At 58.8% G+C, this 26974-nt stretch carries 21 protein-coding genes; 2 read left to right on the forward strand and 19 right to left on the reverse strand.

What is annotated here, in order from left to right:
- Nucleotides 1-51 precede the first annotated feature (51 nt).
- Nucleotides 52-630 (reverse strand): TetR/AcrR family transcriptional regulator, encoded by a 579-nt coding sequence (locus tag QP884_RS02980; RefSeq protein WP_204611196.1) that lies wholly within the window; start codon nucleotides 628-630, stop codon nucleotides 52-54.
- A gap of 333 nt (nucleotides 631-963) precedes the next feature.
- On the opposite strand from QP884_RS02980, the gene QP884_RS02985 reads away from it, so the two are divergent.
- Complete coding sequence (locus QP884_RS02985; protein ID WP_284820626.1) at nucleotides 964-1806, forward strand: DNA adenine methylase; 843 nt, start codon at nucleotides 964-966, stop codon at nucleotides 1804-1806.
- Nucleotides 1799-3130 carry a type II restriction enzyme gene (locus QP884_RS02990; RefSeq protein ID WP_284820627.1) on the forward strand — a complete coding sequence of 444 codons (1332 nt, stop codon included), beginning with the start codon at nucleotides 1799-1801 and terminating at the stop codon, nucleotides 3128-3130. Before QP884_RS02985 ends, QP884_RS02990 begins: the two co-directional genes overlap by 8 nt.
- On the opposite strand, the gene QP884_RS02995 is transcribed toward QP884_RS02990, so the two are convergent.
- From QP884_RS02995 to QP884_RS03080, 18 genes are all read right to left on the reverse strand, one after another.
- Entirely contained in the window at nucleotides 3127-3774 is a 648-nt protein-coding gene (locus QP884_RS02995) for a LysE family translocator (protein ID WP_284820629.1), read from the reverse strand. The two genes, QP884_RS02990 and QP884_RS02995, sit on opposite strands and share 4 nt — an antisense overlap.
- Nucleotides 3771-4160 (reverse strand): ankyrin repeat domain-containing protein, encoded by a 390-nt coding sequence (locus QP884_RS03000; RefSeq protein ID WP_284820630.1) that lies wholly within the window; start codon nucleotides 4158-4160, stop codon nucleotides 3771-3773. The genes QP884_RS02995 and QP884_RS03000 overlap by 4 nt, the downstream gene beginning before the upstream one ends.
- A gap of 10 nt (nucleotides 4161-4170) precedes the next feature.
- Entirely contained in the window at nucleotides 4171-5148 is a 978-nt protein-coding gene (gene holA, locus QP884_RS03005; protein ID WP_284820631.1) for a DNA polymerase III subunit delta, read from the reverse strand.
- A gap of 1 nt (nucleotide 5149) precedes the next feature.
- On the reverse strand, nucleotides 5150-6562 hold the full coding sequence (locus tag QP884_RS03010) for a ComEC/Rec2 family competence protein (protein WP_284820633.1): 1413 nt from the start codon (nucleotides 6560-6562) through the stop codon (nucleotides 5150-5152).
- Between the two features lie 18 nt (nucleotides 6563-6580).
- The gene (locus QP884_RS03015) at nucleotides 6581-7279 is read right to left on the reverse strand and encodes a ComEA family DNA-binding protein (RefSeq protein ID WP_284820635.1); all 699 of its coding nucleotides are present in this window, start codon (nucleotides 7277-7279) and stop codon (nucleotides 6581-6583) included.
- Between the two features lie 99 nt (nucleotides 7280-7378).
- Nucleotides 7379-8254, reverse strand: coding sequence for a DegV family protein (locus QP884_RS03020; protein ID WP_284820637.1), 876 nt, complete (start codon nucleotides 8252-8254; stop codon nucleotides 7379-7381).
- Nucleotides 8254-8952: a histidine phosphatase family protein gene (locus tag QP884_RS03025; protein WP_284820639.1), complete on the reverse strand. Its 699-nt coding sequence runs from the start codon at nucleotides 8950-8952 to the stop codon at nucleotides 8254-8256. The genes QP884_RS03020 and QP884_RS03025 overlap by 1 nt, the downstream gene beginning before the upstream one ends.
- 6 nt (nucleotides 8953-8958) lie before the next feature.
- Nucleotides 8959-9402 carry a ribosome silencing factor gene (gene rsfS / locus QP884_RS03030; protein WP_179387589.1) on the reverse strand — a complete coding sequence of 148 codons (444 nt, stop codon included), beginning with the start codon at nucleotides 9400-9402 and terminating at the stop codon, nucleotides 8959-8961.
- Between the two features lie 146 nt (nucleotides 9403-9548).
- Nucleotides 9549-10166 (reverse strand): nicotinate-nucleotide adenylyltransferase, encoded by a 618-nt coding sequence (gene nadD, locus QP884_RS03035; RefSeq protein ID WP_005329234.1) that lies wholly within the window; start codon nucleotides 10164-10166, stop codon nucleotides 9549-9551.
- Nucleotides 10167-10189: 23 nt separating this feature from the next.
- Nucleotides 10190-11458, reverse strand: a complete 1269-nt coding sequence (locus QP884_RS03040) for a glutamate-5-semialdehyde dehydrogenase (protein ID WP_284820641.1) — start codon at nucleotides 11456-11458, stop codon at nucleotides 10190-10192.
- 97 nt (nucleotides 11459-11555) lie between these two features.
- Entirely contained in the window at nucleotides 11556-12461 is a 906-nt protein-coding gene (locus tag QP884_RS03045; RefSeq protein WP_284820642.1) for a D-isomer specific 2-hydroxyacid dehydrogenase family protein, read from the reverse strand.
- Entirely contained in the window at nucleotides 12461-13390 is a 930-nt protein-coding gene (locus QP884_RS03050) for a D-isomer specific 2-hydroxyacid dehydrogenase family protein (RefSeq protein WP_284820644.1), read from the reverse strand. The genes QP884_RS03045 and QP884_RS03050 overlap by 1 nt, the downstream gene beginning before the upstream one ends.
- A gap of 33 nt (nucleotides 13391-13423) precedes the next feature.
- Nucleotides 13424-14656: a glutamate 5-kinase gene (proB, locus tag QP884_RS03055; RefSeq protein WP_284820646.1), complete on the reverse strand. Its 1233-nt coding sequence runs from the start codon at nucleotides 14654-14656 to the stop codon at nucleotides 13424-13426.
- Nucleotides 14657-14716: 60 nt separating this feature from the next.
- Nucleotides 14717-16249 (reverse strand): GTPase ObgE, encoded by a 1533-nt coding sequence (gene obgE, locus QP884_RS03060; RefSeq protein WP_284820652.1) that lies wholly within the window; start codon nucleotides 16247-16249, stop codon nucleotides 14717-14719.
- A gap of 84 nt (nucleotides 16250-16333) precedes the next feature.
- Nucleotides 16334-17215: a class C sortase gene (locus tag QP884_RS03065; protein ID WP_284820653.1), complete on the reverse strand. Its 882-nt coding sequence runs from the start codon at nucleotides 17213-17215 to the stop codon at nucleotides 16334-16336.
- Nucleotides 17216-17280: 65 nt separating this feature from the next.
- On the reverse strand, nucleotides 17281-18729 hold the full coding sequence (locus tag QP884_RS03070; RefSeq protein WP_284820655.1) for a hypothetical protein: 1449 nt from the start codon (nucleotides 18727-18729) through the stop codon (nucleotides 17281-17283).
- Between the two features lie 117 nt (nucleotides 18730-18846).
- Nucleotides 18847-20343 (reverse strand): SpaH/EbpB family LPXTG-anchored major pilin, encoded by a 1497-nt coding sequence (locus QP884_RS03075; RefSeq protein WP_284820659.1) that lies wholly within the window; start codon nucleotides 20341-20343, stop codon nucleotides 18847-18849.
- Between the two features lie 444 nt (nucleotides 20344-20787).
- A complete protein-coding gene (locus QP884_RS03080) occupies nucleotides 20788-26700 on the reverse strand; it encodes a DUF5979 domain-containing protein (protein WP_284820660.1) in 5913 nt (1970 codons plus the stop codon).
- Nucleotides 26701-26974: the final 274 nt, after the last annotated feature.

Genomic DNA, 26974 nt, shown 5'->3' on the forward strand with positions numbered 1-26974 from the left:
CTTTGGCCGGCGGAACCGGCAGGCAGGGCCGGTGAGACTTAGGCGGGACGCTTAGGCCAGTTCGTCGTTGAAGTAGTCTTCGAAGATGGCGCCGGCATTGTGGAAGGCGTCGGCAAGCGAAGTGCCGCCACGGGTTTCCACGAAGGTCTCAAAGGCGGTCAGGAACTGGGTGTGGATGATGTTGACGGTCGGCGTAAGACGCGGATCGGAGGATTTCCAGCCCTCACGGGCCTGCACGGCCTGGCGGACGCGCTGAATGATGCGGCTATTGCGCTGGCAGTACAGGGCGCGCAGCTTCGTATCCTTAGCCAACGCCTGGGCCGTGAGCTGGGAAATTTCGGGGAAGAACTCATCGCCTACGGCACGATTGAATACGGTCATGGCCATGATTTTGGAATCTTCGCGCAGGCTTCCGGTGGGCAATCCCGCGGCGAAATTTTGGAATTGGTTCTCCACTTCCTCCGACATTTCGGAGCCTAAAACTGCCGATTCTTTGTCTTTTATGTAATTAAAAAGCGTACGGCGGGAAACGCCCACTTTGTGAGCGAGCTCCTCCATGGTGAACCCGTCATAACCATTCTCGATGACGAGGTTGAGCGCAGCGACTCGGATTTTTGATATACGCGGCATGAATGCCCCTTTCTGTCCCGACGCTCTTCAAGCTTCAGTATCTTTTCTTTCTCCCTAAGAAATTGTGAGGAAATTCTATTTTGCCTACAAGCTAAGGGATTTTGAGGCGATTTTATTACCTTATATTCGGTCAGAGAAACTGCCATGCACACCAGGGGAATTCCCCGCCGACACGGCTGCGCATTTTCGCCCGTCATGGCACTATTAGGCGAAACTGTGACGTTGGACAACCAAGATGGCGCCGCCGCATGGCCGCGCACCCGATTTATCCACTCACATGTTCGGACGCCCGATGGTGCTCGTGTCCGGTGGGACGGCTAAGATGAGTCAACGATGAAAAACGTTAAGCCACTGGTGAAATGGGCGGGCGGGAAGCGCCAGCTCTTGCCGCATATCCACGCCGCCCTGCCGGCGGAGGCCCCGCGGCGTTTTTATGAACCCTTCATCGGTGGCGGCGCGGTGCTTTTCTCTCTCGAACCGGCCAGCGCACGGGTCAACGATCTCAATAGTGAGCTCATCAACCTCTATGAGATGGTGCGCGGCGGCGTCGATGAGCTCATTGAGGAACTCGCGGGCTACCCCAATGACGCAGAGTTTTTCTATGCGCTGCGCGCAGTGGACCGGGATGCCCACAAGTTTGCCGCCCTCTCCCCCGTCGAGCGCGCGGCACGAACGTTGTATCTCAACCGCACCTGCTATAACGGCCTGTACCGCGTGAACGCGGCCGGTCAATTTAATGCCCCGTTTGGGCGTTATAAGAATCCCACCATCTGCGATGAAGACACGCTGCGCGCGGTGCACCGCTATTTTGCGGACAATGATGTGACCTTCTCGCAGGGTGATTTCGCCGCGGCGGTAGCACAGGCGCGCGAGGGGGACTTTGTGTACTTCGACCCGCCCTATGACCCGGTGAATGTGACGAGCTCGTTTACCGGCTACCAAAAAGGCGGCTTTGACCGTGCGGAACAAGAGCGTCTCAAAGAGGTCTGCGATGACTTGGATAGGCGCGGGGTGAAGTTCCTGTTGTCTAATTCGGCCACCGAGTTCATCCGCGAGCTCTATGCGGACTATGAAGTAGGCATCGTGGGCGCGACGCGGGCGATTAATTCCGTTGGTTCGAAACGGGGCAAGGTCGACGAGGTCCTGGTGCGCAACTACGAGGTCCGCGGTGACTAGCGGGCCGGAAGCGCAGGAGCTGCGGGCGCGCTTTGGTGTGCCGGAAACGGTGAAGCTCGGCGTCAATGACTGGGGCTGGCTGCGCATCCTGGCGGCGGGATACGACGCGGAGCTGGAGCGGCGCGGGTATTTCTATATCGGCTCGCGGGAGCTAGAACGGCTCTCGGGCCGGCAACCGCGGCTGATGGCCAAGCATGATTTTTCTACGTCGCGGCCGTGGATCTTTCAGCGTCTCCAGCTGGGAATCGTACCGGTCAGCCGCAGTGAATACCTGGTGGGCCGGTTCAACCTCTACGAACAGTTTCCACAAACGCAGCGCGGCGAGGTACGCACGCTGGAGTTGCCGGCGGGGCTGGACACCCTCTCGTTGGAGGGGGTGAGCTCGGAGGCGGTGGCGTTAAATGGGGCGTCGGCAAGCGGGATGCTAGAGGACTTCCTGGGCTGCGGGCCATTGCAGGCGACGGTGGCCGGGCGCATGTCCACGCGCGGGCTTAAGGTGCGGCTGCCGGACTTGGGCGTGGATGTGGCAGTGGACCGCGCGCAGATGGAAATCGACGGCGGCTTTGAATCACTCGAGCACCTGGTGCTGGTGGAGGCGAAGAACCACCTTTCGGATGATTTCAATATCCGGCAGCTATATTTTCCGTATCGCCGGTTCCAGCAGCGCCTGGCCAAGGATGTCGTGCCGGTTTACCTGGTGTATTCCAATGGTATTTTCCACCTGTACCGTTATGAATTTCGGGACCCGGCGGATTTTCGCAGCATTGCGCTGGTCGATAGCGCCCGCTACGCGCTGTCCGCCTCGACCCTGGACGCCCAGGCGGCGCTCGATATTGTGCGGGCGGTGGAGCCCGAACCCGAGCCGGCCGTGCCCTTCCCACAGGCCAATAGCTTCGAGCGGGTGGTCAACCTGCTGGAGCTCATCGCCCTGCAGCCGCTAAGCAAGGCGGAGATTACCCAGCGCTATGATTTCGACCCGCGGCAGGCGGATTATTATGCCAATGCCGCGCGCTACCTGGGCCTGGCGGCGCCGGTGGAGGACACGTGGGAGCCGACGGAGCACGGGCGGCGGGTAATCGAGCAGCCGCATCGCGACGCCCGGAATGCGGCACTCATACGGGCACTGGCGGCGCGGCGGGTTTTCCGCGAGGTGCTTGAGCTCAGCTTGGCCCGCGGCGCGGTGGCTAGCACCGCAGAGATTTGTGCGGCCATGGAGGGGCTGGGCCTGAGCTTGGCGACGTCCCGACGGCGCGCCTCCACCGTCGCCCGCTGGACCCAGTGGGTGCTGGACACGGTGGCCGAGGGCACGCCGCGCCTGTTTTAGGCCAGCAGGTTCTGCCCGCCGGAGATGATAAGGACGATGCCGGCGATGATGAAGAAGAGGCCAGAGCCGATGTCGATCCACGGGCCGGCGGCGATGAGCTTGCGGCGCACGGCATTGGTGGAAATTACCGTGGCGACGACGAGGAAGAAGAGGAAGGCCGACAGCGAGAGCGAAAGTGTCAGCGCAATCGCCAACCAGATGGGTGGGCTAGCCGGAAGCAGCGGGGCGATCATCGCGGCGAGGAAGAGCACGATTTTCGGGTTGGACATATTCGTGGCCAGGCCGACCTTGAAGGCGGTACGCAGGCGGCCGAGCTGGGCGGCGGCGTCTTCTAAGTCCACGGGCGGGTTGGCGCGCTGGGCGATGCCGCTGCGCAGCGCGCGCGTTCCCATAAACACCAAGAAGCAGCCACCGACCGCCTGGACCGCGCCGAGAAGTTCCGGGAAGGCGGTCAGCAGCGCGGCGGCGCCAAAGACGGTGGCGGCGCACCAGAAAAGCACGCCGATCTGGATGCCAGCGGCCGCGGCGATAGCGTGGCGGCGCGAGCGGGTGGCGTAGCGGGTCACCAAAATGATGTCCGGCCCCGGCGAGGCGACGCCCACCAGGTTCATCAGCAAGAGGGTGAAAAAGGATGTCCAGGTCACTCCCCCGCCTCGCTTTCGAGGCGCGGGATAAGGTCCTCGCGGCCAAACAGGCGGGCAGAATCCAGCGCGGAGGGCTGGCCGGCGGTGGGGTCGGCGTGGGCGGCAAGGAGGGCGTCGATAACCGCGTCTTCCTTCTTGAAGATGGCGCCGGCCAGCGGGGACTGGCCGCGGTCATTGAGCAGGTTGACGTCCGCGCCGGCGCGGGCAAGTGCGGTAACCAGCTCGGCGTGGCCGTGATAGGCGGCGAGCATGATAAAGGACTGGCCTTCGTGGTTGACGAGGTCGATATTTACGCCGTGGCCGATATAGGCGAGGAGGTCCAGGTTGCCCTCGCGCGCCATGTCAAAGAGCCGACCGGCGAATTCTTGCACTTGCGTCTCAGACATGGTTTCTAGCTTATCGCGCCAGTTCCGCGACGCGTTTGACGGCCGCCTCTATGGCGAATTCGGGCTCACCGCCTTGGCCTTTGACGGCGGCATCGAGCTCGGAGACGAGGATGACGGCCTTGGTGACATTATCGGCGGACCAGCGGCGGGCCACGGGCTGGGTCATTTTGACCACGTAGGGCGCTAGGCCGGTTTGGCTCGCCAGCGAGTCTTGGTCCCCGCGCGCGGAGTAGAGGCGGGCGATGGCGCCGACCTTATTGGCCAGCGCGGCGGCAATCGCTACGGGGCTCGCGCCCAGCTGGAGGGCGCGGCGGCAGGTGGATACGGCGGCTTCGACGCGGCCGGCGACGGCGGCGTCGGCAATGTCCCAATTGGCCACCTCGGCCACGCCGACGTAGTAGTTTTGCACCGCCTCGCGGGTGACATTGCCGCCGGTATCGGAGACCAGCTGGGAGATGGCCGAGGCCAGCTCGCGCAGGTCAGAGCCCACTCCCTCGAGCACGGCGTGGATAACGTCCGGGGTGGGGCGCACGCCGTGGCTGGAAAATTCGCGGGTGGCCCACTGGCCCAGCTCATTGGGGTAGAGCGAAAAGACCTCGTGGACCTCCGCAATCTTGCGCAGCTTGGCCACGAGCTCGGGCTGCTTCTTCTTTTTCTTCAGCGTCTTGGCCGTCACAGAGTAAATGATGACCATGGTCATGCCCGGCGCGGGATTGGCGCAGGCGCGCAGGAGGATATCGACTACTTCTTTGCCGGCACGCTCGCAGTCGCTGATGACGATTACGCGGTTATCGCCAAACAGCGACGGGCTGGTGGCCTCGAGGAGCTCTCCCTCAGAGACCTCGGAGGCCTTGAGCTTGGTCAGCTCGGGCCGGGTGCCGGAAGATCCGCTCTCCTCGGCCGCAGCGCGCTGGATGTGCAGGCGGGCGCGTTCGGTGAGGAATTCATCGTCGCCGAGGATGAGGTGTACTGGAGGCATGCCCGCCATTCTAGCCTGCGGCCAGGCCGAGCCAGGCGATGCCCGCCAGCGTCAGCACCAGGGTGAGCCACGGGCGGTGATAGAGGAGGCCGGCAATGATCCAGGCGTAGGCAAGCAGCGTAAAAAGCGGGTTAGCAGGAATGGTGACCACGGGCAGGTGGGCCACGCCGTGGGCGACGGTATTAATCCACCACGAGAAGGGCTCAATGAGGCGCAGCAAGCCGGCGCCCAGCACGTCCAGCGGGCCAAGTTGGGCAAAGATGGCGGCGATAAGCCCCACGATGGTAATCGGCACGGTGGCAGGCTCGACCAGGATATTGGCTAGCACGGAGACCACGGAGACCTCGCCGGACATGAGTGCCACCAGCGGCAGGGTGACGATATCGGCCGCGATGGCCACGGCAACCGCGCGCAGGAAGATGGCGGGCCAGCCGGTCACGGCCAAGTGCTTATAGATGAGCGGGCTCAGCGCCACGATGCCGAGCGTCGCCGCACAGGATAGGGCGAAGCCGAAGAGCACGGCGAGGTCGGAATCCACAAAGAGCAGCGCGATGATGCCGAGGCTGAGCGCATGGATGGGCTCCATGCGCGTGGAATTGAGCACGGCAAGCAGGCCTACTACCCCGGCGACGGCCGCGCGCTGGACGGAGGGTTCGAAGCCCACAAGCAAAACATAGGTAGCAAGGGCACACAGGGAGGCGGCCACGCGGGCGCGAGGCCCGAGCGCGAAGGCGGCGCAGACCACGGCCGCGGCGGAGCAGACTATGGCCACATTGGCGCCAGATACAGCACTCAAGTGGGAGAGCCCGGTGGCGATATACAGGTCGCGCTCGGCGGTATCTTGCAGCGCGGTATCGCCGAGCACCATGCCGGGAATCAGGCCTTGGCTGGAGGGGCCTACGGTATCGAGGACCAGCGCGCGAAAATTCTCAGCCACCTCGGCCGCCCAACCGGCCAGGCCTTCGGGCTCGGCGGTTACCTGCACGTCGGTGGCATTGGCGCTAAGCTTTCCGACGCCCGCCCTATCCGACTCCCCGACCCTCACCCTTGCCGTAAGTTCGGCGCCAGCGGCCGCCGGGACTGGTTCCGGGCTAAAGACCGGCAGCTGGGTGGGGTATCCCGGAACCTTGAGCTTGAGCAGCCAGCCACCCGCACTGGTCTGCGTTGGTGCAGTGACAAGGCGCCCGGTGACTTCGCTGCCGAGGTCGAAGGCGGCGGCACGGACCTGGCGCACCGCGGCGACGAGAGCCGCACCCCCAGCGACCGCCCCGCAGAAGAGCGCTTGGCCCCATTGACGGGCAATGAGGCACAGCGCGACGACGACCGCGATGAGTGCGATGGCCCAGCCGCGGCCGGCAAGCAGCACGGCGATGACGGACAGCCAAGCGGTGGCCGCGCCGGGGACGAGCCGCAGTTCTCGCATCGCACGCTCGAGCTCGGGTTAGAGTTGGACCTGGTCTTTAAGCTGCGCCAGCTTCGCCGGCCCGATGCCGGAGACCTCGAGGAGCTCTTCTACATCCTTGAAGCCGCCGTGCTCTTCGCGGTAGGCCACGATGGCTTGCGCGGTCACCTCGCCGACGCCCTTGAGTTCGGTGAGCTCCTCGGCGGTGGCGTTATTGAGGCTCACGCCGCTGCCGCTAGCGCTGCCTCCCGGGCTGCTGGAGTTGTCGCTGGCTGGGGCAGGCTCGCCGGGTGCGGGAGCTGGGGCGGCGCCGGAGGGCAGAATGTGGAGCTGTTGGCCGTCGGAAAGCCGCTGCGCATGGTTGAGGGCCATGGTCTCGGCACCTGGTAGCGGCTGGGCGGCGGCTAGGGCATCGGCCACACGCGCGCCGGGCTCGAGCGTTTTCAGACCTGGCTCTGCTACCTCGCCGATGACCGAGACGATGATCTCGCTAGGTTCTTCGCTGGGGGCCGCGCCTGGGCTCATTGCCGCAGGCTCGGGCATGCCAGAAGATTCTTCGGAGCGTGCATTGATGCCGAGCCAGACCACCACGCCGATGACGAGAATGACCGCCACGGCGCAGGCCTGCCAGGGGCTGATGCGCAGTCGCGGCCGCGGGTAATCGACGGCGAGGAGTTCTTCCTCGCCGGTGGGTTGGGTAAATTCGCGGAGTCGTTCGCTGATCTTGGTTGCCGCCATGGCGCTGAGGCTAAGCGCGGGCGCACACTAGTGAAAGCTCGGGCGAAGGCGGGCTGTGGATAACTTGTTGTGGGCGTCAACGAACCCGGCGCGCTGGGCCTAGTTATCCACAGATCGGCGCGGCGGGAAGGCGCGGGGTCGACCACGTGTGTGAGAATGCACAGGTTCGGCGGGCGGCTCGGAGCTAAACACGGCGGAGACGCCGATGGCGGAGGGGCCGGCGTGGACAGAGAGGACGTCGTTAAGCGGAGTGCAGATGAAGGACGAGCCCTGCGGCAGCGCCGCTTCAAGGAGCGCCTCCAGCTTGGCAGCCGCGTCTTCGGCCTGGTTGTGCTGAATGGCAACGAAGGCCGGCTCGCCGTCCGCGCGGGAGGCGATGAGGTCCACCAGCTTGGTAAAGGCCTTGGTCTGGGTGCGGGTCTTGCCCACCAGCTCCAGCTTGCCGCGGGTGATCGACATAATCGGCTTGGTGGCCAAAAGCGCCGTAGAAAGCACGGCCGTGGCCGGGGAAAGGCGGCCGGATCGGCGCAGGTCCTCCGTGGAATGCAGGTAGACCCAGGTAGCCGCGCGCTTGAGGGTATCGATGGCCGCGGCGTAGCACTCATCCAAGCTGGCGCCGCGGGAGGCGAGCTTGGCGGCGGACATGGCAGCCGCGCCCATAGCCATACCGGCCGAACCGGAGTCAATTACCCGCACCGTGTGCGGAAAGACGCCGGAGGCGGACACCGCCGCAGAATAGGTGGAAGACAGCTCTTTGGACAGGTGAATGGCCACCACGCCATCATCCTGGGCACGCTCCATTTCGCGGCCGTAGGCGGCGGCCAGCTCCAGCGCGCTCAACCCCGAGGTGGAGCGCTCCAGGCCATCCTTGCCGTGGCTTTCCATAAGGTGCAGGTCAATGACGGTGATGGATAGCTGCTCCGCCAGCTCCGGCGGCAGGCCCGCGGAGGAATCCGTAATGACGCGGACCGTCACTAGATATCCGCCCCGCCGTCCCCGGTGACCTCGCCGCCCATATTCCAGCCGTCGAAATACCACTTGGCGCTGCCCACATTATCTGGGGTGAATTCCAGCGAGGACAGCGGCGTTTCCGGGTTAAAGTCCGGGCGGGCGGTCAGCTGCGACCAGTGGGTATTCTTCAGTCCGGAGAGGATGCCGTACTGCGCATGGTCCAGGCCCAGCAGGTGGCAGGTCAGCGCTGAGATGGCGCCGCCATGGGCCACGATGAGGACGGGGCCCTGGTCCCAGCCGGCGAAGTCTGCCATGAGCTCATCGACGACGGGCCGGGCACGCTCGGCCACATCCACGCGGGATTCGCCCTGCGGCGGCGCCCAAGTGGGATCGTGGCGCCAGATGGCGCGCGCGCCTGGGAACTCTGCATCTACTTCAGCGGAGGTCCTGCCCTGCCACTGGCCAAGGTGCGTCTCGCGTAGGCGGGCATCCGTGGTGAAATCCACGCCGAGCGCCTCGGCGACCACGCGCGCAGTTTCGCGCGCACGGATGAGGTCGGAGGCCACAATCTTAGACACGCCCTGATCCTGCAGCAGGCGCGCGGCGGCGCGGGCCTGCTCATAACCCAGCTCGGACAGCTCGGTGTCCAAGTGGCCCTGCATGCGGCCGGTGGCGTTATAGGTAGTTTGTCCGTGACGGATCAGGATCAGGCGGCGGCTCATGTGGGTTTAAAGCTCCTCGTCCTCACCAGGGACCTTATCGGCCAGTGGGAGCTCGTCGATGGAATCAACTTCGCGCGGGTTAACGCCATTGGTCCATTCGCCCGGGCGCTCTGGGGCCTCGATGCCCTCGATCTCCAGTGCCGGGCAATCGTGGTACAGGCGGTCCAAGCCGTAGAACTCGCGCTGGTCATTGCGCTGGACGTGGACGACGATATTGCCATAATCCAGCAGCACCCAACGGTTCTCGCGGTTGCCTTCGCGGCGCTGCGGCTCGAAGCCTTGCTTGGTCATTTCGTCTTCGACTTCATCCACGATGGAGCCGACCTGACGCTCGTTGTCTGCAGAAGCGAGTACGAAGACCTCGGTGATAGCGAGGACATCGGAGACATCAATGGCCGCGATATTGGTGGCCAGCTTTTCTTGCGCGGCGTGGGCCGCGGTTTCTGCCATGCGGCGGGCGAGATCAGAAGTAGACAATGTGTAAAAATTCCCTTTTCGCGTCTGAGTATATTCGGTATGAACTATCTCTATTGAGAGTCTATTCTTGCACGTTTAGCAGGCCCGTGCCCAAAATCTTGGGAAGGCCGCGGAAGTTTCTACAGGGGCTTATCTGGGTTGGGCCCGTAGAGATTGTTCTTGGTGATGTACTGCACCACCCCATCCGGAACGAGGTACCACACGGGCTGCCCCTGCCCGGCGCGTTCGCGGCACGCCGTGGAGGAGATGGCCATGGCGGGAATGTCGATAAGATCGATGGCCTCTTGCGCATCGGCAGGTAGCATATCGGCGCTCAATTCATAGCCGGGGCGGGTCACGCCCACAAAGTGCGCCATCTCTAGCATCTCTTCCCAGTTATGCCAGCTCATGATGGAGGCCAGAGAGTCGGCCCCGGTGATGAAGTAGAACTCCGCCTCGGGGAAGAGTTCGCGCAAATCCCGCAGCGTATCGATGGTATAGGTGGGGCCCTCGCGGTCAATATCCACGCGCGAGACGGTAAAGCGCGGGTTGGATGCGGTGGCCACCATCGTCATCAAATAACGGTGCTCGGCCGCGGTGACGTCGCGGTGGGACTTTTGCCACGGCTGGCCGGTGGGCACGAAGACGACGGTATCGAGGGCAAAGCGGTGGGCGGCCTCACTGGCCGCTACCAAGTGGCCATTGTGGATGGGATCAAAGGTGCCACCCATGATGCCGATGCGCTGTGGGCTAGTCATGGGTGGTGATTATAGTCGCACTACTAGGGGCGGGTCTGACCGGTGCCCTGCAGGATCCACTTGGTAGAGGTCAGCTCCGGCAGCGCCATCGGGCCGCGGGCATGCAGCTTCTGGGTGGAAATGCCGATTTCCGCACCCATGCCGTAGACCTCGCCATCGGTGAAGGCGGTAGAGGCGTTGAGCATGACCGCAGCGGCATCCACTTCGTTGCCGAACTTCACTAGGACGTCGGCGTCTTGCGCGGCGATAGCCTCGGTGTGGCCGGTGGTGAATTCGGCGATGTGGGCAATAGCACCGTCGACGCCGTCGACCACCTTGGCGCAGATATCCATGGACAGCGACTCTTCGCGCCAGTCCTCATCGGTGGCCTGTACGGCATCCTTGACGCCGAAGGCCTCAAGCTCGGCGACGTCGCCGTGGATGGTCACGTCCGCCTCCTGCAGCGCGGTGATGATGCGGAGCTTGGCGGTGTCGTCCAAAGCGGCGTCGATAAGCACGCACTCCGTGGAGTTACACACGGAGGTGCGGCGGGTCTTGCCGTTGATAACCATGTCGATGGCCTTGTCCAGGTCCGCAGAGGCGTCCACGTAGAAGTGGCAGTTGCCGGTGCCGGTCTCAATGGCCGGGACGGTGGCACCGGTGACAACGGCCTCAATAAGCTTGGCGCCGCCGCGCGGAATGACCAGGTCCACCAGGCCGCGAGCGGTGATGAGGTCCTGGACGGAATCGTGGGTCTCGCACGGCAGGAGCTGCACGGCCTCGCGCGGGAGATCAAACTCGGCGAGGGTATCCTGCAGGATTTCTACCAGCTTGGCATTGGAATTGCGCGCGGACTTGGAACCGCGCAGCAGCGGCACGTTTCCGGATTTGATGGCCAGGCCGAAGGCGTCCACGGTGACGTTCGGGCGGGCCTCATAGACCATGCCCATCACGCCGAGCGGGACGCGCACCTGCTTCATCTGGATGCCGTTGTCCATGGTGCGGCCCTGCAGGATCTCCCCTACCGGGTCCTGGAGGCCGGCTACCTGGCGCAGGCCGCCGGCAATGCCTTCCACGCGCGCGGCGTCGAGGGAGAGGCGGTCAATGAGGGACTCGGACATGCCGCGCTCGCGGCCGGCCTCGATATCCTGCTTATTTGCGGCGAGGATATCTTCGGTGTGGGCGATGAGGTTTTCGGCTGCGCGCTGCAAGATCTCGTTCTTGCGCGGCGTGGACAGCTGCGCCACGAAGGGCGCGACCTCCTTGGCAGCACGGGCTTTGGACAGAACTTCTTCACGTTCAGTGTTGCTCATGCCATACCAGCCTAACGAAAGGCCACGCGCATTTCAGCGACCTCAGCCGCGGTGGGGTTGAGCTGGCCATCGTCAGCGCGGCTACCGGGGCTATCCATCAGTAGCCGGCCTCGATATCTACTTCCGTGGGGATTGCTTCACCGGCGGCAAAGCGCTCCATGACCTTTGCAGCATGCACACCGATGCGGCGGCGCACCGAATACGGCGGATTGGCCAGGTGCGGGGTAATGACCACGTTGGGCATCTCCCATAGCGGGTGGCCATCAGGCAACGGTTCTGGATCGGTGACGTCCAGGCCGGCGCCGGCGATCTGGCCGGCGCGCAGGGCGTCGACCAGCGCATCGGTATCCACTAGCGGGCCGCGCCCAACGTTAATGACCACGGCGTGATTGGGCATGGCGCGGAAAGCAGCGGCGTCGAAAAGCTGGTGGGTCTGGTCCGTGAGCGGTGCCAGCGCCACGAAATAATCGGCGGTCGGCCACACGCGCTCGATATCGGAGGTGGCATAGGTTTCATCGGCGCCTTCTACCGGATTGCCGGAGCGATTGACCGCAATAATGCGTGGGCCAAAGCCTTCTAGCATGCGGATGAGCCGCTTGCCGATGCCCCCGGCACCCACCACCGCCACCGTCTTATCTTCAAAAAGGAAGCTGGTGTGGTCCTCCACCTCATCGCGGTTATCCCAGCTCGTCCCCACGCGCTTGTGCGCATGCAACTGGGCGAGCAGGAGCGCAATGGTGGACTCGGCCACGGTGGCATCATACAGTCCTGCCGCGTTGGACCAGCGGGCGGAGGTATTTCGCATGACGTCGAGCAGGTGGTCCACACCAGCAAACGGGACTTGGACTAGGCCCACGCTAGGCGGCAGCGGCTGCGGGAAGTCATCCGGACCGCCGTTGAAGATGAGCACCTCGGCGTCGTCCAGCGAGACACGCTCGTGGCCGGCAGCATCGAGGGCCTGCAGGGTTTCCTCCCACGGGGTGGGCAGCATCGCGTACTTCATTAGTAGCCAGCCTCCGCATCGACGCGGGTGGGCATGGCCTCTCCCCTCTCCCACGCCGCGGCATTGGCGTTGAAGATAGCGCCCAGGTGATACTGCGCCACGTGCGCAGAGGCGGCCATATGCGGGGTCATGGTGCAATTGGGCAGGTCATAAAGCGGGTGACCATCAGGCAGCGGCTCGGGATCCATAACCTCCAAGCCTGCGCCGGCAATTTCGCCGCTGCGCAAGGCTTCCACAAGGTCATCAGTGACCACGGTGCTGCCGCGACCGACGTTGACAAAAATGGCGGAGGGTTTCATGGCGCGGAAAGTGGCGGCATCGATAAGCCCCTCGGTGTCCTTGGTGGCCGGCAGAATGCAGAAAATGAAATCCGCCTCGCCCCACACGTGCTGGGCTTGGTCCATGGGCACGACCTCATCGGCGCCTTCCACCGCGCGGCCGGAGCGATTGACCGCAGTAATGTGCACGCCGAAGGGCTGCAGGAGCTTAATGAGCTGCTTGCCGATGCCCCCAGCGCCAAAGATCGCTACCCTCTTCGGCCCTTGCTGGTCATAGAGCCAGGCCTGGGACTCATCCAACTCCTTGGCCACCGACCACGTAGCGGCTTGGGCGAAGGCTTTGTGGTGGTGCGCTTGGGAAAGGGCCAGGCCCAGTGCGGACTCGGCCACTGGCTGGGCAAAGGCGCCGGCGGAGTTGCACCATGGCACGCCGTCTGGGGTAATGACCCCTGCATCGATGAGCTGATTGACGCCGGTATAACAATGCTGCACCCAGCCGATATTCGCCGGCATCTCCGGGATGCGGCGCGGGTTGGGCGCATTATTGATATAGACCTCGGCGTCCTCGATGCTGCTTACGCGTTGGTGCCCGGCAGCCTCGATGTCTTCTACCATCGGCTGCCAGGTTTCCGGTCCCATGAAATACTTCATGCCCCAACCATACGGGGAATCTCGGACTCGGGTTTAGATGCGGGAGGCGAAGTTGGACAGATAATCCGCGTGGACGACGGAACGGCGCTGCTCCTCGGGAAGCTCTTCCATCTTCTTGCCCTTGATGGCGTGGAGCTCCTCGGAATCGAAGCGCACTTCACCGCGGCCGATGACCTCACCACTCGGACCCAAGATGTCGATGATTTCGCCCTTGGTGAACTCGCCCTGCACATCGGTAATGCCGACGGCGAGCAGCGAGGTGCCGCCCTTGGTTACGGCCTCCTTGGCGCCTTCATCGAGGCGGACGGCTCCGCCGGTATCGGCGCAGTAGAGAGCCCAGAACTTCCAGGCGGACAGCTGGCGTTCCTCGCGGGTGTGGAAGACGGTGCCCACGGAGGCGTCGGCAAGCGCGGGGCCAATATTGTCCGTAGAGGTCAGCAGCACTGGAATGCCGCCGCGAGTAGCAAGGCGGGCCGCGGAGACCTTGGTGGCCATGCCGCCGGTGCCGACCTTGCCGCCATCGCCAGCAACAACGCCCTTCAGATCCTTGCCGGTGCGCACCTCATCGATGAACTTGGCATCCGGCTCGGCCGGGTTCTTATCGTAGAGGCCATCCACGTCAGAGAAGAGGAAGAGCGCGTCCGCGCCCACCAGGTTGGCCACCAGCGCGGAGAGGCGGTCGTTATCGCCAAAGTGCATCTCGGACGTTGCCACCGCATCGTTCTCGTTCACGATAGGGATGGTGCGCAGCTGGCGCAGGCGGTCGATGGTGCGCTGCGCATTGCGGGCACGGTCGCGGTGGCCGGTATCGGACGCGGTGAGAAGGACCTGGCCGATGGTGCGCTTATAGCGCGCAAAGGACTGGCCCCACACATAGGCCAAGTGCACCTGGCCGACGGACGCGGAAGCCTGCTTGGTAGCCAAATCTGTGGGGCGCTGGTGCAGGCCGAGCGGGCCCATACCGGCGGCAACCGCACCGGAGGAGACGATGATGACATCGGAGCGGCCCATGCGCGCATGGACAGCATCTACGATGTGATCAATCTTTTCCTGGGAGACACGGAAGTTCTCATCCGTGAGAGAAGAGGAACCAATCTTTACCACGACGCGCTTAGCCTGCGCGATTTCGTGGCGGAGATCCGACTCAAACCCCGAAGCAGTGGGGTTTTCAACGCGAGGTTCCGGGAAAGGGGTATCAGCGGTAGGTCCGTCAAACGGTTCTACCGGAAGCGGAAGGATGGGTTCTTTCTGTTCATCAGAAGACATGCCAACCGAGTTTACAAAGCCCACCCTCCAGCACACCCCAAGAATAGGGGGATCTGGAAACTAGCCCTGCCACCTATCGCGGTTAGCGCCCTCGCGGGTGACCTCTTCATCGGTGCCGTAATCATACTCATCGATAAGACCACGACGCGCCTGGGAAGCGCGCTTACGCTCGGCGGCGGAAACGCGGCCGGTGCCTTTCAGGCGGGCGTCCTCGCCACGGCTAGCCATCGTTGGATCGCCGCCGGTCATCGGCTCCCACTCGAAGGTGATGCCACCAATGGTTACCGGGCAGCCCTCTACTGCGCCCTGCTCGCGCAGCTCGTCTTCCACGCCCGCCTTGGCCAGGCGGTCTGCCAAGAAGCCAACGGCCTCGTCGTTTTCAAAGTCCGTTTGCAAGATCCAGCGTTCGATCTTCTTTCCTTCGACAATGAAACCGCCCTGCACCTCTGGGTCACGGGAAACGGTGAAGTCCGCAAAGGAACCGGTGTTCTTCTTGTGACCCTGTGCCTTAGGGTGGATGACCGTGTGGTTCGGGTCGCGCTTGGGCTTCGGGCTCGCCTTGTGATGCTCAGTGACCATCTCCATGAGCTTGTACTTCAGCGGCTCCAAGCCCTTGCGGGCAGCAGCGGAGATAATGAAGACCGGCCAGCCGAATTTTTCCTTGAGGTCCTCTTGGACAAATTCCGCGAGTTCCTCCGCCTCCGGCACATCAGCCTTGTTGAGGATGATGATGCGTGGGCGCTCGCGCAAGTCACCCAGGCCGGTATCTTCTTGCAGCGCCTCTTGGTACTTGGCCAGCTCGTTTTCGAGGGCCTCAATATCGGATTCCGGGTCGCGGCCAGGCTCGATGGAGGCGGTATCGACTACGTGTGCCAGCACCGCCGTGCGCTCAATGTGGCGCAAGAAATCCAGGCCTAGGCCCTTGCCATCGGCCGCACCGGGGATAAGGCCCGGCACGTCCGCGATGGTAAACGAGCTATCTCCCATATCCACCACGCCTAGGTTGGGCTGCAAGGTGGTAAACGGGTAATCACCAATCTTCGGCTTGGCGGCAGAAAGAACCGAAATCAACGAAGACTTACCCGCCGAAGGGAAACCCACGAGCCCGACGTCCGCCATGGACTTCAGCTCGAGGATTAGATCGTGCGCTTGGCCCGGCCCGCCCTGCAAAGCAAAGCCGGGCGCCTTGCGGTTCTTGGAGGCAAGCGCCGCGTTGCCTAGGCCACCGAAGCCGCCTTCCGCAGCAACAAAGCGGGTGCCAGGCACTGTCAGGTCAGCCAGGGTATCGCCCTTTTCATTGCGCACCACCGTGCCGGCGGGCACCTCGAGAATCAAATCCTCTCCGCGGGCGCCGTTGCGCATATCGCCGGCACCGTTGCCGCCGCGCTGGGCCTTAATATGCGGGCGGTAGTGGAAATCCATAAGCGTATGGATTTGCTCAGATACCTCGAGGATGATGTCACCGCCGTGGCCGCCATTGCCGCCATCAGGTCCGCCCAAAGGCTTAAACTTTTCGCGGTGGACGGACACACAGCCGTGTCCACCATCGCCTGCTTGCAGGTGCAGGACGACGCGGTCAATAAAACGTGCCATGTTCGCCTTCTCCTCGAATTATCGTGGGATCTGAAGTCTATCAGTTACCTTCTGAATTCAAACTAAACCAGCGGCCAGCGAGGTTTAGCGCCCAGCCCCCGATCCACCTTCAGCATCTCCAACCGCAGACTGGTGCTCCTGTGCGGCTTCTTGTTCTTCCCACTCTTTTCGCTTCTTTCGTCGGCGTCGGTTTTTCCACAAGATGAGAAACACAGTAAGTAAAACGATGAGGACGACGGCAATCATCCACCATGACCAACCGAACCCGGCGGGCGATGGCTCCGGATTCCCGGGATCCAACGGATAGCGCTCCGCATGAACCAATAACCTATCGGTATTAAGCCCATATGGGGTACACGTAATGAGCGTAACTTTATCGTGCCCTGGTTCATAGGTAACGGCTTCATAGTCGTCGGGTTTAACTACTTCCCGGCTGGTCATTTTGTACCGCAAACGCTCCCCCATTACGTCGATGAAGATATCATCGCCTTCTTTAAGGGTAGGCAAACGGTCAAACATAGATGCATTGACCATGCCGGTATGCGCCGACAGCACCGCATTGGTACCATCCCCGCCCACCGGCAAGGTTGACCCAAACATGTGACCAGCCCCCTGATACAACACCTTTGGCGCGGTGGTATGGAACACCGGCAAATCCACATCAATCGACGGAATACGAATGCGGGCAATCATTCCCTGGGGCCCATCCACATTCAGCTGCGACATATAATCTTCCATCCCGGGATCCGTGTTCACCGGTGGCCGCGCGTGTGGACCCTCTGCCAAAAGACGGTCATTGTATTCGTGGGCCCGTTGTAGCTGCCGCTCCTTTTCGTCTTGGCTTAAATCAGCGACCTTTCCACTATAGGCTTCTGTTTGTCGCATCAGCTTATTATGGTTTGCCAGTGTTGATACCACTGGGTACAGCAACAGCAAAGCCCCTAGAAGCAGCGCGATGATAGACACTGCATTGCCCTTCTTGCGCTTCTTTTGCGTCGAGGCCGGCCTATCTTTCGCGCTTGTTATCACAATTAACCCTCGTCCTTTTCGGCTGCTGTGGCTGAATCTTCCTCGTCATCTCGGCGCCGGATCAACAAAATGATACCTACGAGGATCAACAGCACCGCTAAAACTGTCACGCCAATAACGGAAGCACCCGTGGAAGCGAGGCTGCTTACAATACCGCCGTGCTCTCGAGGTTCATCGCTAGTTTCGGGATCGCCTTCTTGGGGCGTCAACGGCCCTGTGTGCCCATCTTCATCTGGGGGCGTGGGAAAACCTGGAATATCACTTGGCCTATCCGGTCGCGGCTGAGAGGAGCCTGGCTCCTCAGGTTCAGCGGAGGGTCGCGATGTGGAAGGTGCCGAGGCGGAAGGCTCCGGCTCCGTATGCTGCGTTACCGCCGGAGTGGGTTTTGAAGTGGTGGTGCTTGACTCTGAGGGCGGAAAACACGATTCAAATTTATAGATAGGAACGTTGGTGCTTGCCGACGCCTCTACCTCACTGCGCTGTGCATCCATACCATCCGTGGCTAACGTAGTTGTTGCACGCAGCTCTCCCGTAGCATCTTGCCTAGCCTGTGAACGAAGCGTGACCTTAACTGCGGTATTGGGGTCTAATTCACGAAGCTGCGCCAGCTTATCTAGAGCTTCCTTTTTAAGTTCAATAGTGACGCTGCCTTTTTTCTTTTCCACGGTGTAGCTCTTCGCATCAAGCTCGAGAACTTCCCCTGCACCAACAATACGTACGGACTCGACTTCAACGTAGGTAGCTGGCTCTGGCTGAGCCGGGTCCGTGTCACCTTCCTGTGCCTCATGCATATCCGATAACTCTGTAGTGAGCCGGTAATGGCCAATCGACCCATCCGTGCTCGTATTCGGGGTAGCAGCAGAAATCTCGTATTTCACCACACCGCCAGGAGCGACCGCATAATGCTCACCAGGAACTAAGCACGACGTCCGCGGAATAATACTGACGTTGAGGACTTGTGCTTTCAACTCCACCCGATGTTCTTCACCATCACCAGTAATAGCTACGACAAAGGGAGCATAGGACACGCTCGGATCTTGGGAACCTGGGTTGTCTGCGATGTCAATCAAATAGACCCCGGGCTTAACACCGCGGAAGGTGGCCTTGCCATCGGCAGTCAAAGCCTCATCTATACGGACAAAGTCCTCCGGGCTGTCTTTGAGCAGCTGGGGAACATCAAGGGCCGGAATATCCTTAGCGCTCACGCCATTGATGCGCGAGAGCACCAGTTTTCTATCTCCAATTTTCCCAAACCACTCGGCCCCCACTGACTCAGTGAGATCGACGTGCACGTCGCTGGCCCGGCCGTTCAACGTTTGAGCAGTTGCTACCGCGGTTTCTCCTGTACCGAAAGATGGCAATACCAATGGTTGCGCCGCCAAGCCCGTTAAGAGGCTAGCCACAACAATCCCCGCGCGAAACATGCGCGGCCGTGGTTGTCGTTCACCCACTGTCAAGACCTTCCTTCAACAGGGCGTTAAAGGCACGCATAGTCACGAGCCCTTGCTGCTCAAAAACTATTCCGACGTCGGCCCTAGGCCGCGCCGGAATAGACCCATACTCGCAGGCTAAGCGTTGCGACGCTTCAGCTGATAAGCAGCACCACCGATGAACAGTAGGGCACCAAGTCCCAAGATGATCAACATAGTGCGCATACCGGTGGCTGGGAGCTTGCCCCAAATATTATCTTTCACGTCATCCACGGTGGCGGTAAAGATGACACGCTCATCACGTTTGTCCTGCGAGGCCGTCAGGTGCTGTGGATCCGGGTTCACTAGGTAGCCTGCCGGCGCCTTAGTCTCAACCGCACAGTAGTCCTTTGCCGGATCAAATTGCAGGAAGTAGCCGTCTGCTACCGCCGCCTTGGTCTTATCGGTACCTACAGCCTTAAGGGTGGCGTCCGCAGCAGCTGTACCTTCAGCGTTGGCACCCTTAATCGGGGCAGCACCATCAGCTACCGTCCACTTTTCGCTTTGTTCGGTACATTCAAAGACCTGGAATTCAGCGCCGTCACCATTTTTACCGTCCTCGGTGGGATTACCATTCAGGTTCTTAGTAATGGAAACATCGTTGTAGTGGGTGACCGTCGGACCATCTGTTTTATCTGTCGGCGAGGTGTTGATGTCATTTCCGTTGATATGCTCGACAGCGGTGTTGGTGATCTGACCGTTGGCCGGAATCCTCACAACTTTTGCATCGAACTTAATTTCCACTGCCAAATCTGGGTGATCAGCTCGCGCCTGCGCCAGTTTTTGAAGTCCCGAATCCGTGAAATCGACGGTCAGGTTCTTACCAGAAATCTGTACGGTGTAGTCTTCGCCACGAACAAGATCGACGCCCTTGGCTGCAACGGAAACTTGGTCTGGAGTGCTTGCATAATCGAGATATTCGGACAGATCATCCGTCACCTGCAGCTTAGGCAGGGTACGCGCACCACTCTTATCGACGTCGCCAGCGGGAACCGGTGCGGTGATGGTGTAGCCAATATTATCTCCGACGTTGGCATTGTTATTAGTGGAAGTCTTCTTTGGCTGAATGAGCTGGTTCTTTGGCGATACAGTCGGATTGTAGTTAATAGACCCGTCTTCTTGGGTCATAGGAATAGTGACCAGGAACGGCGAACCAACGGTGTACTTGGAGCCTTGAACTGGAACCTCAGTAACCTTGTACAGGCCTACTGGAAGACCATCAAACTTGGCAGTGCCGCTTGCATCGGTGGTCAGCTCTTTAGCCTCAAAACCAGAGTCAATCGTTGCGGCGTCGGGACCTGCAGCGACTTTATCTCCGGCTTCCTTCCAGCCTGCAGCGGTGTCGAGAGTATTGTCCATTTGAACTTTCTCGATCTTGAACTCCATGCCCTCGAGCTTGTTCTCGGAGCCTACTTCACCACTACGCTTGTCAATCGTAAGGGAACCCGTTGCTTTGGCATCAATGGTTTGGCGGGCCGAAGCAGAAGGAGCGGCAGCGGTTGTGGTGTCGCCAGGCGCAGCAAATGCCGCAGGGCTAGCAGCGGCCAATCCGGCGGCGAGTGCAATAGCGAAAGTCTTGGAAACAATACGAGACATATAAGGGTTGTCCTCTCGTTAATACCCATTTCGACTTTTCCAAATGAGCCGACAGAGTTGAGTGAAGGAAATTCTGAACAGAGTATATGTGAATACATAACCCCAGCACAAGCGGAAGAACCATTAAATCCAAGCATCGCAAGATAGTATCGAACAAATACTGATTCCAGATCCTCGCACGGGCGTTACCACCCATGGAGATACTTATTGCGAAGCTCCTTCCGCAGGCAAAGTTTTGGGTCATATTTTAGTTTTCTTGCAAACTAATCCTCCTTTAATAGGAGTGCTTTAACCGAAATTCGGCCCTAATCGCCGCGAAATCTCGCGGCCATAAAACACGCGCTCTAGCCGTTCATAGACCTAAAAGCGCTGCGCCTCTTCTGAGGACCCTGCCCCACTGTTCCCACCCCTTTATTTCAAGGAGCAGGAACAGTGCGCGGCGCTTTAATCTTGACCGGTTGGACGATCTTCTTCGTCATCTTCATCTGGACGACGCAGATAGCGCCACAAGCCGAAGCCTAAGAGGATCAACCCAAGTACCAGTACCCACACCAAGGTCTGCATTCCGGTTTCTGGCAATAGACCTCCGATGAGCCCAGAAGGTCGAAGCGCTCCGTGAGAATCACTACCGGAGGTAGTGAACTGGTGTCCGCCCTCAGAGGCCTGCGCGGTCACCTTTACTTCAGGCTGGCCTGAATCCGGATAGCGATAGGTCTCGTCCTTATCTCCTGGGATTACAACGTCGAAGGAGCAAGCGAAAGATTCTCCCTTAGCCAGGGACTGTGGCGGTGCACATACGCTCGACGGAACGACTCCATCTTCACCTACTTCTACCGATGTGCCGTCCTTAACCAAGGTTAGTCCGGCAAGAGAAGCATCTTCGATCCGGAAGTCGGACAGATCATACGCGCCATCATTGGCTACCTCATAAGACATACTCATCTTCTCGGCCTTTGCAGGCAACAAGGTGGTTCCAAAGAGATCGCCGGTTAGGTTGCCCAAAGGCGTGCCCTCAATGGACTTCGTGACGCTTATACCCGCGAATTTATTTTCGGCAGTCAGCGTCCAACGGTCACCAGAACGGGAAGTATCTTTCCCGTCTGTCACCGGCCGAACCGTGAACGATACCGGTCGAATCGGCTCAGAACCATTTTCCTTGGGGGCGCTAGGGATAGCCGCAGAGTGTTCAGTATCTGCTTCTACCAAATCGCCATGCTGAGAAATACGGAAAATCGAGTCATTGTTCTTCACACCGTCATCTACTTCATTAACGGTGCAAGGACTGTTCACCGGAATGTTTTTAATCGTATAACTTTGTCCTGCCTTAAGCGTGAATGCATTGCTCTGCGAAGAATCGCTCAACGCTGGATCGCTACACGAGTACTCAAACCGGAAAGTAGCATCCTTGCCCACTGCCCCATCTGCAGTCTTGGCAAAGGTGGCATCATAATGAGCCCTAGGGTGGTAAATATCCGCACCGATTACTAGCTCCGTCCTATCCGAAGGAAGATTTCCAGCCGTAGCGAAAGAGTACTTGAGGTTCTTTTTTTCGGCAGACACGTCTTCGGTAGGAATATCCGAAATCAATCCTCGTGCACCATCACGCTCGCCTTGTGACCATTTGGTGTACTGAGTCAACGGGGTTCGTTGGCCGTTCGTCACCTCAAGTTCGCCGCGGGGCTGTAGTGCTGGACCGCTGAGCTCCAGTTCACAGTCAACACCCACTGGCAGGTCCATAGTTTGGCCATTTGCTGGGGCCTGGTCCGATTGGGAAAGCTCTGTAGCAGCAACAGAAGCTAGTGGGAATTGTAGAGAGGCCGCCGAGTCAGCGGGGTCCTTGCACACGACTTTAGCTTCATATCCTTGGGAATCAGCGCCCACCAGGTAACCAAAGTTACTCAAGACTAGCTTGACAGGAGCAGTCCGTCGCTCAACGCGATTTACAAAATGCAGGTCCTGAGCGTCACTTGCGTCTGGGGCTGGCGCATACGCAGTCACGGTTCGCTCGTCTGGTGTAATCCGCAAAGTCTGCGGAGTGCTAGAGCTCTCTTCTTCAGCGAACCTGCAGTAAGAACCAGCAGGGACGATAGCTTCGTCCGAAGCTAAGGACAAGATGGACTCATCACCGTTTGAACCTGTGGCGTTAAATTCCGATTTCTTCAACGTCGCCGGCAAGATATAGCTCGACTGCGGACGCAGCTTCTCTGGAATAAAAGAGGTCTCGCCAATACTATTTGTCTGGTAGCCAATGGCCTTGCACTGCATAGTGAAATTAAAAGGATAATTCCCCGGAATTTCCTTTAGGTTGCCATCTTTACCCACTAGATCCTTACTGATCTTTACCTTTGAGGTTTCGTACTCATAGTGGTTGTCGAGACGAATCTTATTGTCATTCGGTTCATCCACGGTAAGGAACTCTGGCGAGGTTGTCTTTTCATTATCCAGCTTCTGATCTGGGTAAGCGTTTCCACCTTGCCTATCCACTACCCAGTCAACATACGCGGGCCGTAAGTACGCATTTAGGTCATCGCTGCCATCGTTCATGGTCAGTTTTAGGGAGCCAAAGTGGTCACCAGTAATCTGGCAATCCGCACCCACCGGGACACCGGTAAAGGTAGTCTTGCCTTCGCCCTTAATGGATCCGCTTTGGCTCTGTAGTACTGCCTCGTCTCCCGTTTCCGGATCACGGCAGACTAGATCAAAATGGTGATCATAAAGGGCATCCTGCAGATCCTTATTGGCATTCTTGTACTGATCACGAATGCTTTCGCTCGGCAAAACTGCCTCTTTGCTGAGCTCAATATACGTGGTTCGACGGGAATAGGTATTTACGAAAGTTACGTTGACACTGTCGGAATTGCCTACGGTAAACTTCGCCCTTCCTCCCTCGGTAGGGGTTCCGTTGACATTAATCGACTTGTTCAGGGTGATGCCCACCGCTGTGGTTGTTTCTCCCTCGGAGGCAGTACAGTCAGAGCCCACGTTGACCTGGATAGGTTCGCTTGGCCGTCCTTGTTGAACGGTCGTTGTCACGTCAATGCCTGCGGAACCATCTGGGTTAGTACATTTCAGTTCGACAGGGAAGATACGCTCCGACTTAATCTTGCGGCGTGCATCAGAAATCAAGGAATCAGGGTCATTAAACTCCACCTGCTTGGAGTCCTCAACCGAAGATTGAATGAAGTCATAGTGATGATGCACGTCCATGGTTGATTGGTCACCAATAGTGAACTGTGCCCCATCGCCAATATCGTTGCCTTCATTATCGTCCGCAGCGTACAAGTATTCTGAATCATTGCGAATTGGATATTCGTTGCCGCTTTCAGAGGTCCGCTTACTTGAGTCTCCAGACTCTTTTAGGGAGCAATTAGTGCCCTTCGGGATTTTCTGGGCAGGAATAACTACCTGATCGCCGGATTTAAGGTCAAAATTGGTGGTATAGCCATTGTCACAACGCAATGAATACGACAGCGATTCAGGTGCAAGAGTGTTCCGCCCGCCTGTACGCAAGGAAACCGTAAGGCCTTTTCCGGCAGGAGTGAATGTATTGGTTACCGTTGCGGTATTGTTCTCGGCGTTGACCGTTGTCTTTGCGCTATCAACATCTGTGCTGAAAATAATTCCACCAGCAACATTTGGTGTCTCTTCAGTGAAGGTGCAGTCATTGCCATAGGGAACACCCAACTTTCCATCTTGGCTATTTAGCTTCGAGGCAAGGTCGGGATCATCAGATTCCAACCTCATCGTTCCATCACCTGGCACGACTACTTTACCGCTTAGCTCAACAGGCAGAACCTTACCGTTATCTCCCGAAATGTTTCGGGTTCCACATCGATACGTGAAAGTATAAGAATCGGGTAGAACACCCTCGACCTGTGAATCTACAACCTTATGCAGGTCCACGGTTCCCAGTTTTGGATCGTAGATGTTTGAAACCGTCACAAGGTTGCGGTCTGTGCCAGAAGCCTTGCGAATAGTGGTTATTTTTTGAGTTTTTGCGTCGGAATTATCCAGTTCCGTTACCTTGTCGCTAGCATCCGAGGCGCGAACCTTAGCACCTTGAAAGTGCGTAGTGGTGGTATCTCCTGGTTCATTTTCCCAGACTAAACAATCTGCGCCGATTCGTACTTCGCCGACGCTCTTTTCGCCATCCTCTGCGGTGATTGTAGTACTACCCTCACTTACGGTTTGTCCCTCAGCAGAGCAACGATAATTGATATCAAAGTTTAATGCCTTTAGCTCGTCGTTACCCGCGGCCAAACCTGTTATCTCTTTGCGGATAACTAGAGGCGAAGTTAAATAGGAATAGCTGGTTTCGAAGTGTAGTTCCTTTGTTTCGCCTTGCTTATCCAAGGTGAAGTGAAAGCCATTGTTTCCATCAGGATCAAGGTGCTGGCCGTTTAGGGAACCGTCGCGCTTATCCAGTTTGATCATTTGGCGTTGCTGCTCAGTAAGGTCAGTCAACGGGGTTAAGACGCAGTCGCGCCCCACTGGAAGATCCGGAATCGTCACTGCGTTGGTGGGGTTGGATTTACTCAGATCAAAGGAGACTTCTCGCTGCCCCAAATTGGTGCCCTCACACCGCACGCCGAATCGGTAGGTTCCCCCTACCTTCCCGTCGCTGACAGGCTTTCCCAAAATGTGCTTGCTCAGTTTCAGCGAAGCTTTTTGATAGTCATACTTATTTAAGGCTTTTGCTGAACCCGCAACAACACCACTGGTGTCTCCTGCTGCGGGGCTAAGATCGACGTTTACGGGGCTATTAATATTTCCTGTTGCCTGTTGCCCATTCCAAGACAGGCTGAAATCGATCCCTGCACCGGGTTGACCACCATCCGTCAACTTCTCAGTTACAGTACAACTAGCGCCCTGAGGCAATCGGTCGATTACGGTGTTTGTACCACGCTCGAGCTGTACGTCATCTTCCAGCTTGATGTCTGGGTATGCAGTCGTGAACCCAGCAGGTGCAGTGCACTTATAATGCAGCGTAAATTTTTGTAGCTGCACATCACTAAAGTTCGCAGCTGAACCTTCTACGTTCTTGCCTAGGGTCAAAGAAGCGGGCTTAAATTTTGACTTCCAAACAACGCTACAATTAGGTTGTCTTGTTTCGCTTGAAGGCAACAGCAGCCGAGACGTTCCACTCGCGGTATCTTTTTCAAGAGAGTACCCATCAGGAACGCTACCCCCTTTAATTACCTTGGTCTCGCTCGTGCCCTCGGAGGAATTAAGCGTACAGGTCCATACGGGCTCATACCGATCGAATGCCTTGTCCGTCGGATTAGTCTGCGACCGAAAGCCAATCCGGTCCTGCGCTGTACCCGTCGTGTCCAACCTGCGCATCGCGGTGGTATAACCATTTTCTGGTGCCGGCAAATCGGTATTCGCATTCCCGTCACGTAGGAACGGAGTATAGCTAGCAGTTCGGGTTTGACCGCTCAGCTTTTCCTCGGTCGTGGATTCTACTTGGGCGAAATCCTTGGCGGAACCGAAATTGATTCGGCTCAATGCCACGCCCATAGCGACGGCTTGGGTACCGCTGCTATAAGAGCCCATGCTGATTTCCATTTTTTGCGGTTTATCCACTCCAACGATCCAGGAAGCGTGACTGCCGGTTTGCTTTGAATGGCAGACAAAACCGCGGCTCCTTCCGTCGGCGGCTGAGCCCCACTGGCTCTCTATTGGTTCAGTACCCGCACCAAACTTGAGTTCGCAGGCACGTTTCTCACCGGTTCCTGATTTGAGCTCGGTGGGTGCGCTTACTTGTCCTCCGTCCACGCTGATCATTTCACCGGGACCGCCCGCACCGGTTGATTCCGCATCGGCGACTGCGAACCGATAATTCGACACAGGAGTAGAGCTTTCCCCTCGTTTGACCACTATGTTATTCAACGTGAACCTAGTGAAGCTATTGTTGCCGCCCGTCATTTGCAGGACGTCCTTGAGATTTTCACTTCCTTTTTCAAAGAAGCCAGGCTTGCCAAAGACGGCTAGGTTCCACGAAGGATTGGGTTCTGCAGTATATTTGGTCGCCGAGTCTTTAGCAGCAATCGAGAGATCAAATTCAATGGTGTAGTCGCCAATCTTTCTGGTCTTGTGACCAGGCGTGGTCATGTTGCTAACATCCAACCAACAAATTTGGCTCGCCCATGGCTCGGTTACGCCGGTTCCTTTTCGGAAGGCGCAGTCCCCAAATGGCGAGCCAGTGGTCGTCGAGGTAGTAGCGGCCTCAGCCTGAGGCTCATTATGAGGCACTACTAGGAGCGCGAACCCGACTAAAAGGATCGTTACACAGGCCATCAACCGCACGGTGAGCGGACTATGGAAACGATGCTGGCTATTGGCAGAAAAAGCCATATTTGCGTAATCCTTCCGGTTACAAAACCGCCGAAAACAATATGATCCGTTTACCGCATAAACGCACAATCTCAGCGCTATTCCTCAAGTATGTTACTCGGTAAATTAAACCTTTCCAACCGTGTGACAAGGATAAATGAAGAAATTTTTGGGTTCCCGTCCAGCTAAAATCAAGGAATTTATTGCCCCATAGAATCTATTCCTTCAAGTGCTCCATCACTGGCGAGTTGGAGGAACGGCTCTCGATGCAAGTCGGTTCTTGAAAAGCAAAACT

It is taken from the genome of Corynebacterium tuberculostearicum (assembly GCF_030229345.1).
Taxonomy (GTDB): Bacteria; Actinomycetota; Actinomycetes; order Mycobacteriales; family Mycobacteriaceae; genus Corynebacterium; species Corynebacterium tuberculostearicum_G.